General features: G+C 32.8%; 14 protein-coding genes. All 14 read right to left on the bottom strand.

Going from position 1 to position 13,963, the window contains the following annotated elements:
* Window positions 1–263: 263 nt before the first annotated feature.
* Complete coding sequence (locus ACZ5N4_RS03045; RefSeq protein ID WP_464207068.1) at window positions 264–887, bottom strand: precorrin-8X methylmutase; 624 nt, start codon at window positions 885–887, stop codon at window positions 264–266.
* Window positions 888–906: 19 nt separating this feature from the next.
* Complete coding sequence (gene cobT, locus ACZ5N4_RS03040; RefSeq protein WP_464207066.1) at window positions 907–1,986, bottom strand: nicotinate-nucleotide--dimethylbenzimidazole phosphoribosyltransferase; 1,080 nt, start codon at window positions 1,984–1,986, stop codon at window positions 907–909.
* A 46-nt stretch (window positions 1,987–2,032) separates the two neighbouring features.
* On the bottom strand, window positions 2,033–3,361 hold the full coding sequence (locus tag ACZ5N4_RS03035; RefSeq protein WP_464207064.1) for a cobyrinate a,c-diamide synthase: 1,329 nt from the start codon (window positions 3,359–3,361) through the stop codon (window positions 2,033–2,035).
* A 92-nt stretch (window positions 3,362–3,453) separates the two neighbouring features.
* Window positions 3,454–4,722 carry a glutamate-1-semialdehyde 2,1-aminomutase gene (hemL, locus tag ACZ5N4_RS03030; RefSeq protein WP_464207062.1) on the bottom strand — a complete coding sequence of 423 codons (1,269 nt, stop codon included), beginning with the start codon at window positions 4,720–4,722 and terminating at the stop codon, window positions 3,454–3,456.
* Window positions 4,723–4,822: 100 nt separating this feature from the next.
* Complete coding sequence (hemB, locus tag ACZ5N4_RS03025; protein WP_464207060.1) at window positions 4,823–5,791, bottom strand: porphobilinogen synthase; 969 nt, start codon at window positions 5,789–5,791, stop codon at window positions 4,823–4,825.
* 39 nt (window positions 5,792–5,830) lie between these two features.
* Window positions 5,831–7,288, bottom strand: a complete 1,458-nt coding sequence (cobA, locus tag ACZ5N4_RS03020) for a uroporphyrinogen-III C-methyltransferase (RefSeq protein WP_464207058.1) — start codon at window positions 7,286–7,288, stop codon at window positions 5,831–5,833.
* Between the two features lie 12 nt (window positions 7,289–7,300).
* The gene (gene hemC, locus ACZ5N4_RS03015; RefSeq protein WP_464207056.1) at window positions 7,301–8,173 is read right to left on the bottom strand and encodes a hydroxymethylbilane synthase; all 873 of its coding nucleotides are present in this window, start codon (window positions 8,171–8,173) and stop codon (window positions 7,301–7,303) included.
* A 23-nt stretch (window positions 8,174–8,196) separates the two neighbouring features.
* The gene (locus ACZ5N4_RS03010) at window positions 8,197–8,859 is read right to left on the bottom strand and encodes an NAD(P)-dependent oxidoreductase (RefSeq protein ID WP_464207054.1); all 663 of its coding nucleotides are present in this window, start codon (window positions 8,857–8,859) and stop codon (window positions 8,197–8,199) included.
* Window positions 8,817–10,013, bottom strand: coding sequence for a glutamyl-tRNA reductase (hemA, locus tag ACZ5N4_RS03005; RefSeq protein ID WP_464207052.1), 1,197 nt, complete (start codon window positions 10,011–10,013; stop codon window positions 8,817–8,819). Before hemA ends, ACZ5N4_RS03010 begins: the two co-directional genes overlap by 43 nt.
* A 50-nt stretch (window positions 10,014–10,063) precedes the next feature.
* A complete protein-coding gene (gene cbiQ / locus ACZ5N4_RS03000) occupies window positions 10,064–10,786 on the bottom strand; it encodes a cobalt ECF transporter T component CbiQ (RefSeq protein ID WP_464207050.1) in 723 nt (240 codons plus the stop codon).
* On the bottom strand, window positions 10,749–11,048 hold the full coding sequence (locus tag ACZ5N4_RS02995) for an energy-coupling factor ABC transporter substrate-binding protein (RefSeq protein ID WP_178907457.1): 300 nt from the start codon (window positions 11,046–11,048) through the stop codon (window positions 10,749–10,751). The genes cbiQ and ACZ5N4_RS02995 overlap by 38 nt, the downstream gene beginning before the upstream one ends.
* A 4-nt stretch (window positions 11,049–11,052) precedes the next feature.
* A complete protein-coding gene (locus tag ACZ5N4_RS02990; protein WP_464207048.1) occupies window positions 11,053–11,772 on the bottom strand; it encodes an energy-coupling factor ABC transporter permease in 720 nt (239 codons plus the stop codon).
* A 29-nt stretch (window positions 11,773–11,801) separates the two neighbouring features.
* Window positions 11,802–12,908 carry a pyridoxal phosphate-dependent aminotransferase gene (locus tag ACZ5N4_RS02985; protein WP_464207046.1) on the bottom strand — a complete coding sequence of 369 codons (1,107 nt, stop codon included), beginning with the start codon at window positions 12,906–12,908 and terminating at the stop codon, window positions 11,802–11,804.
* A 74-nt stretch (window positions 12,909–12,982) separates the two neighbouring features.
* Window positions 12,983–13,936, bottom strand: a complete 954-nt coding sequence (gene cbiB, locus ACZ5N4_RS02980; protein ID WP_464210805.1) for an adenosylcobinamide-phosphate synthase CbiB — start codon at window positions 13,934–13,936, stop codon at window positions 12,983–12,985.
* Between the last annotated feature and the right edge of the window lie 27 nt (window positions 13,937–13,963).

Genomic DNA, 13,963 nt, shown 5'->3' with positions numbered 1-13,963 from the left:
AACCTTAGATAGTGAAAAGCCTAAATGGCTTTTCACGAGCGACTTATCAATGCTAATTGATAAGTTGGTCCGACTGAGCATAGCGACTTATGTCATATGAAACTCCTCATCCTTACGTCAGAGGAGTAAGCGATTCACACAAAATCATAGATTTTGGTTCTCTGCTTAAAATTCGAGCATTAGACTGACTAAAAGTTTTTAACGTACTGAAGCTTGGAAACATAGACCGAAGCGTAAGTTACCTTTCGGTCTTGTTCCCCATACTACCTAGTAATCATATACATAAGAGCATTTACAATTGCAGCAGCTATATTGCTTCCACCTTTTCTTCCTCTTACAGTAATCATAGGAATTCCTAACTTTTCTATTTCCTCTTTTGACTCAGCTGCTCCTACAAATCCAACAGGCGCACCAATTATAAATTTAGGATTAGCTTTTCCTTCTAAAGTTAACTCTTTAAGTTTAAATAATGCTGTAGGTGCATTTCCAAATACAAAGAATTCTACTCCCTCCTCTACAGCTTTTTCTACCGCTGCCATAGAGCGAGTTATTCCTCTTTCTTTAGCTATTTGCGCTATGTCTTCTCTAGATACAAAGCACTCTACTTTACAATTTAATTTGCTTAATACGCCTTTATTTATTCCTGAGGCAGCCATATTAGTATCTGTATATATAGTTACTCCTTTTCTTAGAAGTTCCAAGGCACTAGCTATAGCTCCGTCTCTGATATATGTTAAATTCTTTAATTCAAAATCTGCAGTAGTATGTATAACTCTTTTAATTATAAGAAGCTCTTCCTCAGAGAAATTATGCTCACCCATTTCTTCTCCAATTATTTCAAAGCTCTTTTTTTCTATATCCATAGGAACCTTTATATAATCCATCATATCTTTCTCCCTTTTATTACTACTTCTTTTCCCTAATATCTACATAACATTCTTTGTTTAAAGCTGCCTCTTCAAAGGTAGCCATGTTGTCCATAGCACATAATGAAGCCTCAATAATATTAAATGCTAGAGGACATCCACTTCCCTCTCCAAGTCTCATTCGTAAATTAAGCATTGGATTTAATTCAAGTTCCTGCATCATATATGCAGCTCCCGGTTCTGCTGAAAGGTGGGAAGGGAATATAAAATCTCTGACATTATTGTTTAATTTATTTGCACATAGTGCTGCAGCTGAGGATATAAATCCATCAATTACAATTGGCATCCTATTTTTAGCTGCTCCTAAAAAACATCCACAAAGGCCAGCAATATCTAATCCTCCAACCTTCGATAAAACATCTATAATATCATCTCTATCAGGACTGTTTGTTTCTATTGCTCTTTGAACCACACTTTTTTTAATTATTAATTGTTCTTCTGTAAGTCCCGAACCTTTTCCTACTACAACCTCTGGAGAAATTCCTGATAACACACTAAAAACTGCTGCACTGGTAGTAGTGTTACCAACTCCCATTTCACCTGTACCTAAAAGATTGTAACCTTCCTTTACTAAGTTATCTACAATTTCTATTCCTGCCTCTATTGCTTGAATTGCTTGCTCTCTTGTCATTGCAGGCTCTTTAGCAATATTGTTAGTGCCATACATTACTTTTTTATTTATTATCTTAGGATGATTAAAGTCTTCCTTTACCCCAATATCCACAACAGTAATATTCGCATTTACATATTTAGCTAAGACACATACACCAGTTATACCTTTAGTAAAGTTGTTAGTAACTGTTACTGTTGTATCTTGTGTATTGTTACTCACTCCTTCTTCATAAACACCATTATCAGCACACATTATTACTACAGTTTTCTTATTTATTTTATTATGAATTTTTCCTGTAATACCAGCCATTTTTGCAGCTATTTCTTCTAATTCACCTAAGCTTCCTATAGGCTTAGTAAGGTTGTCCAATCTATTCCATGCTTTTTTAATAGCTTCTTTATCTGCTGATTTTATATGTTTCAAGGTTTCTTCAAGTAGCACTCCCATGCCTTTTCCCCCTTTACTTACCTTAACACCACAATAAGTTTCAGATCTAAAATCTATCTAATAAACTTTTAATCATTTTCATATTTCCAAAGAAATGAACATGTCCATAGGTCCCTAATGTGTTATTTTTTGCATATCCACAATTCCATGTTTTTAGGGAGCCATCATAAGTCTCTTTTATTAATCCGTAAATTTTTTCTTCTTCTAAACTTACATAGGACTTATGAAACTCGTGACAGTTTATTTCTAACCCAGTAGGCAAAACATCATTTTCTTTTTCAACCTTCAGCTTTGCATATCCAAAGTTTTGAAGTTTTTTAGTCATATAAGCATGTCCTGTTAAAAAACCTACTGCTTCAAATACATTTTTACTATCTGTATCTTCTATGCCACTGGTAAGATACATTAATCCACCACATTCAGCATAACAACCTAGTCCACTTTCCAATCTTTCTCTTATGCTTCTAAGCATAGATTTATTGTTGCTTAATTCTTTTATAAATACTTCAGGATAGCCTCCACCTATGTACAAAAAGTCTATATTTTCCGGTAATTCTCTATCCTTTAATGGACTAAAATAGATAACTTCTCCTGCTTCTTCTAAAAGCTCAATATTTTCCCTATAATAAAAGCTAAATGCTTTGTCATAAGGTACCGCTATTCGTATACTTTTATTTTCAATATGAAAGTTATCTCTGTACTTTTCTGTTTCCTTAAAATATTTTAATAATTCTTCTACATTAACATGTTTTAATATTAATTCACTGCATAACTCTATTTTCTCATTTAAATCCTCTATTTCGCTGCTTTGAACAAGACCTAAATGTCTGCTCTTTAATGCAAGCTTTTCATCTTTAGGCACATACCCAAAAACCTTAGTGTTACAATTTTTTTCAACTGCAGTCTTTAATAGCTTGTAATAACTCTCACTAATACTATTAAATACAACTCCAACTATATTATTTTTTTCAAAATTTAATATTCCATTAATTTCAGCACACAGTGTAGTACTCTGTGCTTTTGGTGTTATGATAAGCAGTACTGGAAGGTTTAAAACCTTGGATACATGTGCAGTAGAATACATCGAGTCTATTCCCTTACCATCATAAAAACCCATAACTCCTTCTACTACTCCAATGTCTCCTGTACCTCTAGAAAAGGAGGCCTTTACCCCCTCTTCCCTCATAAGGTACAAGTCTAAGTTTCTTGAAGGTTTTCCTGTTATATAACTGTGGAAAGCTGGATCAATATAATCTGGTCCTACTTTGTATCCTTGAACATCAAAGCCTTTCTTCATCAAAGCTTTCATAAGTCCTAGTGTTATTGTAGTTTTTCCTCCACCACTGCTATTCGAGGATATGACTAAGCTTCTCAAACCACATCGCCTCTTTCCGCAGTATTTTTCTGTGGCATCTTCAAGAAAATAACTAGTCAGTATACTAGTCTATTTTCTTTCAGATGCCTAAACTAAAATTTTCTCATTAAATCTATATATTTTTCTATGTGCTCTTCTGTATGTCTAGTACATATAAACATTGCTTCAAATTGAGATGGTGATAAGAACATTCCATTCTTTAGCATATGCTTAAAGAATTTGCCATATAGTTCAGTATTGGAAGCTTTAGCTTCTTTAAAATTAGTTACTTTTCCACCTTCATTAAAGAACATTGTCATCATATTTACACGTCTGTTTATAACTAGCGGTAATCCTTTTTCTTTAGCAACTTCTTCTGCTCCCTTTTGAAGCATTTCGCCAAGCTTACCCATTTGATCATAGTAGCCTTGATTATTGTATAGTTTTTGAAGTTGTGTATAACCTGCTGCCATAACAAGAGGGTTTCCTGACATAGTACCGGCTTGATAAACCGGACCCATTGGTGCTAGCTGTTCCATTAGATCTCTTCTTCCACCATATGCACCACATGGAAGCCCACCTCCCATTATTTTTGCATAAGTTTTCAAATCTGGCTTAACTCCATAAAGGCTCTCTGCTCCTTTATAAGCTACTCTAAAGCCTGTCATAACTTCATCGAATATTAAGATAGCTCCATATTTTGTACATATCTCTCTTAAATCTTCAATAAATTTCTTATCTGCTGGAATAACACCCATGTTTCCTGCTATTGGTTCTAAAATAACTGCCGCTATATCTTCTCCATGCTTTTCAAAAAGCTCTTTTACACTTTCACTATCATTGTATTGAGCTATAAGGGTGTTTTCTATGCTTCCTACTGGTACTCCTGGTGAACCTGGAATATTTGAAGTAAGCACTCCTGAACCAGCTTCTACTAAGAATCCATCAAAGTGTCCATGGTAACAGCCTGCAAACTTAACTATTTTATCACGTTTTGTGCATCCTCTTGCAAGTTTAATAGCGCTCATTGTAGCTTCTGTACCTGAGTTAACCATTCTTAACATATCAACATTATCTACAGTATTACAAATGTACTTTGCAAGCTTTAATTCTAGTTCTGTTGGCGCCCCAAAAGCTATTGATTTTTCTGCTGTATCTTTTATAGCCTTTACTACATCCTCATCACAATGACCTAATATCATTGGTCCCCAGGCACCTATAAAATCTACATATTCATTTCCATCTTCATCATAGATGTATGCCCCAGCACCCTTTTTAATTATAGGAGGATCTATGTCTAGCCCTACATAAGCTCTTACTGGACTATTAACTCCTCCTGGCATATATTTTTTAGATTCATTAAATATATCTGAGTTTCTCATTTTATGCCTCCTGTATTCCTTATCTGCCCATGACAATTATTAATTGTCATGCCTCCAAGATATTACTACCTATTTAATCAACTGTTAGCATTTCAACAATCTATTTTTCTCTTAACCACCTAGCTGCTTCTATAGCATAATAAGTTATAATCATTTTTGCTCCTGCTCTCTTTATTGATGTTAACATCTCTAAAGCAACTCTCTTTTCATCTATAAGGCCTGCTTTAGCTGCAGCTTTAACCATAGCATATTCACCACTTACATTATAAGCAGCTACTGGTACATCATATCTATCTCTAGCCATTCTTATTATATCTAGATAAGGCAATGCTGGTTTAACCATTATAATATCTGCTCCCTCATCTATATCATCTTCAATTTCAAGCATGGCTTCTCTTGCATTAGCTGGGTCCATTTGATAAGTTTTTCTATCTCCAAATGAAGGTGCTGAATCTGCTGCTTCTCTAAAAGGACCATAGAAAGCTGAACAATACTTAGCACTATAAGCCATAATAGGAACGTTCTTGTAGCCATTCTCGTCTAAAATTGTTCTTATAGCATCTATTCTTCCATCCATCATATCAGAAGGTGCTATCATATCTGCTCCTGCCTTAGCATGAGATAATGCTATTTTAGCCATGTATTCTAAAGTTTCATCATTATCTACATCTTCACCATGGATTATTCCACAATGTCCGTGACTTGTGTATTCACACATGCAAACATCTGTAATAACATAGATATTCTTATCAATTTCCTTTATTTTTCTTATAGCCTTTTGTATTATTCCATTCTCATCATAAGCTCCGCTTCCACATTCATCTTTATGCTCAGGAATTCCAAATAATATTACACTTTTAACTCCTACTTCTCTCATTTCTTCTACTACTTCTTGCAATCTGTCTACAGAGAGATGATAGTTTCCTGGTAGGGATGAAATTTCTCTTTTAATATTTGTTCCTTCTACTGCAAATAAAGGATATATAAAATCTGATGGATCAACTATAGTTTCTCTCACCATAGATCTTACAACTTCGTTTTGTCTAAGTCTTCTGTGTCTTCTAAACATAATAAATTACCTCTTTTCTATTTTTTAATCATTTAAATTTTATTTTTTGATTAGCTCATTAATAACTCCATCAGTTGTATACTCACTACAAACTGAATAACTTATTCCATGTTTCTCTAACTCATTACCTGTTATTGGTCCTATAGAAATAACATTTCTTTCTTTTATAGAATCTAATCCTACAAGTTCAATCATATTTCTTACTGTAGTAGGACTAGTAAATACCACTGTATCTACATCTTCAAAACAGCTTTTATCAATCAAATCACCTATTACCGTTTCATAGGTGTAGCATTCATCTACTATACATCCGGCTTCTTTTAATACATCTGCTAAATAAGGTCTTGCTTGTTTTGATCTCGGCAGAAATACTTTGTCACCTGGCTTTACAAAATTTTTCATTTTATCAAATAAGCTTTCAGCTACAAACTTTTCTGCTACAATTTTAGGAATGATTCCTCTTGCTTTAATAGCCTTTTCTGTAGCAGGTCCTATAGCCGCAAAAGTTCCATTTATTCTTCTTATGTCGTAGTCTTTATCAACTAGCTGATCAAAGAAGCTATTTACTCCATTAACACTTGTAAAAACTATGTAATCATAATTTGGAAGTTTATCTAAGTGCTCATTCATATTTTCTGAAGTAAACTTTATCTTTATTGAATTTATTTCTGTAACCTGTGCACCTAAATCTATTAATCTTTCTCTTATCTCAGCAGATTGCTCCTTTGACCGTGTAATGCATATATTCCTTCCAAATAGCGGCTTTTTCTCATACCAATTTAATTCATCATTAAACTTAACTACTTCACCTACAACTATTATGCATGGTGAGTGTAGTCCAGCTTCTACAGCTCTCTCCTGTATGTCTTTTAAAGTACTGACTACTTTTCTCTGTCTAGCAGTAGTTCCTCTCATTACAACTGCACATGGCGTATTCTCATCCATTCCACATTTTACTAGGTTTTCAGAAATTACTCCTAGATTTTCAAATCCCATTAAAAATATAAGGGTTCCTCCTACATGTGCCGCTGCATCCCAATTTATATTTAATTTTGCAGCACTCTTTCCTGTGAATACATGAAAACTTTGCGCTATTTTTCTATGAGTTACAGGTATTCCTCCATAGTTTAGTACGGATATTGGAGAAGTAATTCCAGGTACAACTTCAAACTCTATATCTTCTTCTATAAGTCTTAAAGCTTCTTCTCCACCTCGGCCAAATATGTATGGGTCTCCACCTTTAATTCTTCCAACAATATGGCCTTCTTTAGCCAACTGAACTAACATCTCATTTATTTCATCTTGAGTTTTATAATGACATCCTGGTTCTTTACCACAATAATATATCTTACACTTTTCATCTAAATACTTTAAAACACCTGTTCCTGACAATCTGTCATACATTACTGCAGTACATTCTTTTAATTTTCTAATTGCCTTTAAGGTTATAAGCTCCTCATCCCCAGGTCCAGCCCCTATAAGATAAACCTTACCCATTTTTAGTTCCTCCTATGCATTCAATATTTTTTCAGCCAATTGTTTGCCAAGATCTATATAATTTTCTCTGTTTCCGCTTATATCTTTTTTAATTAGTTTCTGTCCCACTTGAAATATTCCTATTATATTCATTATATTTCCTTCTAATTCTGCATAGGCCCCTATAGTCGCATGGCAATCTCCACCTAAGGTTCTCATAAAACTTCTTTCTGCCTCTACGCATATTCTAGCTTCTTCACATTCAAGCTTTTTAAACACTTCTCCATTTATGCTATTTTTCTTAACTTCAATTCCTAGAGCTCCCTGACCTACTGCTGGAATTATTCCATCTACTGCAAAATAATCAGTAATTATATTTTCCATATCCAATCTCTTAAGACCTGCAGCGGCTAGTATTATTCCATCTAGATTTTCTCTTTCTATTTTATCTATTCTAGTTTGAACATTTCCTCTTATAGGCACTATCTCTAAATCTGGTCTTAAAAGCTTAAGTTGAGCAGCTCTTCTGTTACTGCTTGTACCTACTCTTGCTCCCTTTCGCAATTCTGTAAAATATACTCCATTCATAGAAACAAATACATCTCTTACATCTTCTCTTACAGGTATTGCAACTATTTTAAACATCTCAGGCACTTCAAATGGTACGTCTTTCATACTGTGAACTGCTGCATCTGCTTCTCCTTCAAGAAGAGCCATTTCAATTTCTTTGACAAAAAGGCCTTTTCCACCTATCTTGTTTAATGCTACATCAAGTCTTTTATCCCCAATAGTCTCTATAAGAAGTTTTTCACTATCTATATTATAGTTTTCTTTTAAAAGCTTCATTATGCTTTCTGTTTGAACCTGGGCCAACCTACTTCTACGGGTTGCAATTCTTAGCTTCAAAATTAATCCCACCTTTTTATTTGTTAGTCCTTAAACAATTGAGTATTTGGATAAAACATTTGAAATACACTCTTTGCCATCCCCTTGTTGTAAAAGAATAGGAAATCCTCAGAGCATATAAAATTCATTATTTCATTCTTATTTTCAAAATCCTTTATACTGTTTCTTATAAAAGCTGTAAATGCCACAAAATCATCATATTTTTCTAATTGATTTTTTATCTTATCAGCTAAAAAAACTGAAGTTTTAGGACTGAAATCATTTATATTAATTCCAAAGGTAATATTTTTAGTACTTCTTTGACAAGTTGTGATACATAGCCCCTTTTTGGGCATGCTGCAATCTATATATAGTTTATAAAATTCTTCACAGTGATTTCTTATATTTTGGTTTGTCTCTTCGCAGTTAGTAGCAATTATTACTATATGCTTATCGCTTATGTAATGCTTACTATATTCGCCCTTAATACATTTTAAATTTGGGTAACCGCTTAGTTCATTAAATTCCTGAGTAAACTCTTTTGAAATTACCCATACTCTGCAGCCTTTTTTAACAAAAGTTCTAGCCTTAGTTAACGCTGCTCTTCCGCCTCCTATGATAAGCACGTTTATTTTTGGGGATATTAATGATACCATTGTATAGTCTATTCTACCACGTAAAATATCTTCTTTATTATTCTCATACAATCGTCTACACGCCCCTTTAACTGCTCTTCTTTCAATACATCTATTGCCCTGTTAATAAAAGCATCTGACGTACTTTTCAGAAGTATTTCTGCAAGCTTATCAGCGTCTTTTGTATTTCTTTTGTTTTTAAAAGTTTTATATCTTTCTTTGTAAACTCTTTCTCCGCACTTTTTAAGCTTAACTATTTCCGGAGAAATATCCTGTATTTTTTGCCATTGGATAAACTCATTAATGTATTTATCTAAAATAGACCTATTATTCTTCATTATTTCTTTTCTTTTTCTTCTGTTCTCATCATCAATAGAGCTAACCTTATCAATATCATATAATATTATATTATCTAAACACTGAACCTCTATCTCTACATCTCTTGGGACAGCTAAATCAAAGATAAGTAACGGTCTTTGTGGTAAGTTATCTTTCTTTATTACACAGTGAGGTGCTGAAGTACAGGATATTATTGAATCAACCTCTTCGTAGTATTTTACTCTATCCTCAAAAGAAATAACTTTTACTCTTTTATCTTCTATGTCAACAACATTAGGATTTCTAACAGCTATATAAAGCACTTCAAAAGAACCAGATAAAATATATTTAGCTGTTAGCTGACCAACTTCACCAAAGCCCAATATCATAAATTTTTTTGCACCATGTTTTCGACTTTCAGCCACTGCTATTGATGAAGAGGAAACAGGTATTTTATAAAGACTTGATTCAGTTCTAAATTCTTTTCCACAGGTTACAGCTGCTTGAAAAAGTCTCTGTAATTCCTTATTGATAGACTTAACCTGCAAAGCTGTTTCATAGGCATCTTTTACCTGCCCTAAAATTTGATCTTCACCTAAAATTAGAGATTGAAATCCACATACCACATCCATGATATGCCTTACAACTTCTTTTCCCTTGTAATGAAAAGTGTAGTTAACTAAATCTTTATTCCAATTCAATACTTCAAAAATATCATTTACCATGCTTTCATCAGTTCTACCGGAATTAAAATATATCTCTGTTCTATTGCAGGTACTTATTATTACGACTTCATCACAAACCTTATTTAATCTTCTTACATAGTCTTCACAACGCTTTTGTATTATTGAAAACTTTTCTCTCACTTCTAATTTAACGTCACTTTTCAGACCTATAAGTTGTATCATTTCACCATCTCCATTAAATCTACTATAATCTAGTTAAATTTGTAATATATCTACTTAAACAATATAGGACTATTATTAAATGTATAAATCGCTAGTGTCAGTGTTATAGTATATAAACATACAGCTCCTAATCTAAAAAATGAAAAATTAAATTCCTTTGCTAAGTATGGAGTATATCCTCTATATCCTCTACTATCGATTCCATCTTTTATGCTTTTCCATCTATTCATTGTATTTATAAATAACAGACCGGCCATCTTTCCTGTATTTCTAATTCTTAATTTAAATCCATCAAATCCGCCTCTAGATTTTATTGAATTATAAAGTATATAGTATTCTTCATCTATTACTACTAAAAATCTTTCCATACTCTTAGTTATATCACATAAGTCTTTTAACCAATTGTGCTTAGATAATATCAATAAAACATCATCTATTGGAGTGGTTAAAGAAAAAAAGGATAGGCACAAGCCTGCTGATAAGCTTTTAAGCAAAATAATAGCACAGTAGCTTAACCCATAATCAAAGATAAAGGTTATAGAAGAAAATGCAGCAAATGCTCCTATCTCCAACGTGAACTTTGTTACTATTTTTCTATTATTTTTACTATATGCATGTAATATTATAAAAACTATTATGTTTAATATTATTGGAACAGCACTATGTGAAAAACCTATTGCCGCAATAGGAAATATGCTTAACAGCATCTTTTCACCAGGATGAATATCGGAAAGCTTACTGATTTTTGACAGAGCCATTATCAGTTTTAGCATTTTTCTTCCTTCCTATATAATACCCTATAAATCCTGCACCTATAGCAGCCTGAAGTGCAAAAAGAAAACTTTCTATTTCACCTGACGGCGGCTGCCACACACTACTGGCCCAAGGCTTATAATTTTTATCTACCTGATTTATAGTAGTTTCTATTTTTTCATCTGCTCCCCCAAAGCTTCCGCCTCTCATACTTCCAATAATAAAAGATAAACTCATTAAAACTATACATAAAAGGATTAGCAAAATATTTTTTTTCTTCAATACACTACACCTCACTTAAATCCTTTAATTCTTTAGATGAGTAATTTTCTATAAATTCGAATATAACTACTGTTAAAATACCTTCAATTATAGCAAGCGGTATTTGAGTTATTGCAAATATAGAGAAAAACTTTATGAAGGATATTAAAACTCCTCCAGTCTTAGCAGGAAAAGCTAAGGCTAACTGTACAGATGTAGTTAAATATGTTGCTAAATCTCCAAACATTGCCGCTAAAAATACAGCCACTTTTTTATTTTTTCCTTTAACAACTTTGAAAATTAAGTAAGACACTATTGGTCCTACAATTCCCATTGAAAATACATTTGCGCCTAAAGTAGTTATTCCTCCATGTGCTAAAAGCAGAGCCTGAAATATAAGAACCAAAAGCCCTATAACTGACATTACAAAAGGTCCGAACAATATTGCTCCAAGACCTGTTCCTGTAGGATGTGAACAACTTCCTGTAACAGATGGTATCTTCATGGCTGATAGTATAAAAGCGTAAGCAGCTACAAGTCCTAGAAGCATCTTTATATCCTTGTTTTTTGCGGTTTTCTTTTTTATGTGCTTTAATCCCATAATAATAAAAGGTACAGATAAAACAAAATATACACCACACCATAACGGTGGTAAAAATCCTTCTGATATATGCATTGCATACACACTAGTAGTTAAGCTTATAATTAATGCTAGGGTCATAAGTATCGTATATTTTTTCTTCATTTATATTCCCCCATATTTTTGATAATTAATTAAAATTTTAATGATCTTAAGGTTTTTATAAGCAGTTCATTACATGCTCTATCTTTTATAGCAAACCTTACATAATCTTTGTCCAATCCCATGAAGTTATCACACTTTCTTATAACGACTCCTTTGTCTAAGCATAGATTATATAAACTATTACAATCTAATTCTTGAAGCTTACACAAAATAAAATTACTATATGTATTGTATACTCTTTCAATAAAAGTCAGACTTTTCAGCTCTTCAGTGATGAATTCTCTTTCTACTTCAACCCACTCTAATGACTTTTCTATATATTCCTTGTCACTCAAAGAATATTTTGCTGCAATTTCAGCAAAACAATTTACATTCCATGGGTTTTGTTTACTTTCTATTTTTTTTATCATTTCCTTATCTGCTGATATTCCGTAGCCTAGCCTTATTCCAGGCATAGCATAAAATTTTGTTAAAGCCTTTATTATAAATATACAACTATAACTTTCCGCTTCTTTTAAAAAACTAAATCCTCTTTTTCCTGTGAATTCAATAAAAGCCTCATCAATAATAATTTTTTTATTATTCTTCTCACAATAATCCATAATTTCTTTAAATTTATTCCTGTCTATTACTGAACCATTGGGATTATTAGGATTTCCTATAACTAAAGCCTCTGTTTCCTTGAGCTTTAAATATATATCATCATAATCATACTCTAAATTCTTTGTTAAAAAGGAGTACTTTATATCACATCCCCATTTTAGAGCGCTTTTTTCATACTCTACAAAAGATGGTACCGTCAAACATACACTTTTAAAACAGCTTATTGATAAATCTATAATTTCTGCTGCTCCGTTTCCTAGTACTATGCTATCCTCATATAATTTTGAGTCTACCGTTTCTATATGGGTTAGCTCATTTTCAAAATAATCTTTACTAAATTTTATATAATCCACAATATAACCTTTCAGCTTCCTATATTGTATGTCTGGATATCTTTCCACAGAGTTCAAAGCTTCTTCTATATGATTTTTAAAGCTTTTCGGCACCCCAAGAGGGTTTATATTCGAGCTAAAATCAATTAGTTTCTTGCCTTTGAACAAACCTTCTGTATAAACATCTCCTCCATGCTCCAATGTAATCACTTCCTGTATATTTATTTTAGTATTATATGTTTTACTGTAATTAACATATGTTTATTTATTGATAACTAAACTTTAATCATTAATATTCCTAAGATATACATTACAACCATCAGTATTTCTGCGGCATACATAAGCTTTATGCAGTCATTTATATGCTCAAAACTTAGATCCAGCTTCTTATCTCCAATAGTTGGTTTGTATACAACTTCTCCAAAATAAATATTTGTACCTCCAAGTTGTATTCTCATAGCTCCTGCTGCAGCTCCTTCTGGATAAGCACAATTAGGACTTTTATGATTTTTTCTATCTCTTATCATTATTTTAAAACTTTCAATTGGATTTCCCTTTACAATAAAGGCAACTATACAGATAAGTAACCCTGTAAGCCTTGCAGGTATAAGGTTAACTACATCATCTACCTTTGCTGGAAAGAATCCAATGTGTTTATACTTTTCATTCATATATCCAAGCATTGAGTCCATTGTGTTAATACCTTTATACATCATTGCTAAAGGAGCTCCCCCAATTATGGCATAAAATAACGGAGCAATTACTCCATCTGCTGCATTTTCTGCTACTGTCTCTACATCTGCTCTTATTATTTCTTTATCACCAAGGCTCTTGGTATCTCTTCCAACTATATATGAAAGTTTTATTCTAGCATCTTCTAAATCATTGTTCTTTAATGCATAGTACACATTTTTAGCTTCGCTGCTCAAACACTTAGCTGCAAGGGTAGTCCATATTATCATTACATTTAAAACATGATATAACCATAAAACATGTTTTGTTATGGCAAGTATAAAAAATGGAATGATAAAGCTTATAAGTGCAACTACTACTACGATAAGACCTCCAAAAGCTTTAATGCCAGCATCAGTTTTGCACAGCTTTCTTCCCTTTTTTTCTAAATAAGCTATGAGTTTGCCTATATAAATAACTGGATGCGGAAACCAATGAGGATCTCCAATTATCCAATCTATTAGCATGGCTAACAATATGTCTAAAACATTGGTCATAAGGAAAGATGTAATCAAAATTTCTCA

The organism is Clostridium nitrophenolicum (assembly GCF_055391695.1).
The sequence above is the reverse complement of the archived record's forward strand: the minus strand, read 5'-3'. Positions and strand labels throughout refer to the sequence as shown.

Bases quoted from the DNA above. Each gene is read 5' to 3' on its own strand.
- ACZ5N4_RS03045 (WP_464207068.1), bottom strand. From the start codon at position 887: ATGATGGATTATATAAAGGTTCCTATGGATATAGAAAAAAAGAGCTTT.
- cobT (WP_464207066.1), bottom strand. From the start codon at position 1,986: ATGGGAGTGCTACTTGAAGAAACCTTGAAACATATAAAATCAGCAGAT.
- hemL (WP_464207062.1), bottom strand. From the start codon at position 4,722: ATGAGAAACTCAGATATATTTAATGAATCTAAAAAATATATGCCAGGA.
- hemB (WP_464207060.1), bottom strand. From the start codon at position 5,791: ATGTTTAGAAGACACAGAAGACTTAGACAAAACGAAGTTGTAAGATCT.
- cobA (WP_464207058.1), bottom strand. From the start codon at position 7,288: ATGGGTAAGGTTTATCTTATAGGGGCTGGACCTGGGGATGAGGAGCTT.
- hemA (WP_464207052.1), bottom strand. From the start codon at position 10,013: ATGATACAACTTATAGGTCTGAAAAGTGACGTTAAATTAGAAGTGAGA.
- cbiQ (WP_464207050.1), bottom strand. From the start codon at position 10,786: ATGCTAAAACTGATAATGGCTCTGTCAAAAATCAGTAAGCTTTCCGAT.
- ACZ5N4_RS02990 (WP_464207048.1), bottom strand. From the start codon at position 11,772: ATGAAGAAAAAATATACGATACTTATGACCCTAGCATTAATTATAAGC.
- cbiB (WP_464210805.1), bottom strand. From the start codon at position 13,936: ATGACCAATGTTTTAGACATATTGTTAGCCATGCTAATAGATTGGATA.